Below are 427 nucleotides of genomic sequence, written 5' to 3'. Positions count from 1 at the left end.
CGACGAGGTCCATCTTGTTCACGGCCAGCACGACGTGCGGGACGCGCAGCAGGGCGGCGATGGCCGCGTGCCGGCGGGTCTGCTCGACCACGCCGTTGCGGGCGTCGACCAGGATGACCGTCAGCTCGGCGGTGGAGGCGCCGGTGACCATGTTGCGGGTGTACTGCACATGCCCCGGGGTGTCGGCGAGGATGAACCGGCGCCGGGGCGTGGCGAAGTAGCGGTAGGCGACGTCGATGGTGATGCCCTGCTCCCGTTCGGCGCGCAGGCCGTCGGTGAGGAGGGCGAGGTCCGGGCCGTCCTGGCCGCGGCTCGCGGAGACCCGCTCCACGGCCTCCAGCTGGTCGGCGAGGACCGACTTGGAGTCGTGCAGCAGCCGCCCGACGAGGGTGGACTTGCCGTCGTCGACGGAGCCGGCGGTGGCGAA

Annotated in this window: 1 protein-coding gene; it reads right to left on the bottom strand. The window is 72.6% G+C overall.

Annotated elements, in window-relative coordinates; genetic code table 11:
• Positions 1–427: GTP-binding protein (locus IH25_RS0136870; RefSeq protein ID WP_030621453.1), on the bottom strand; the 427-nt coding region annotated here is incomplete at both ends.

The organism is Streptomyces achromogenes subsp. achromogenes (assembly GCF_000720835.1).
Taxonomy (GTDB): Bacteria; Actinomycetota; Actinomycetes; order Streptomycetales; family Streptomycetaceae; genus Streptomyces; species Streptomyces achromogenes.
This window is presented reverse-complemented; position numbering and strand designations above follow the sequence as displayed.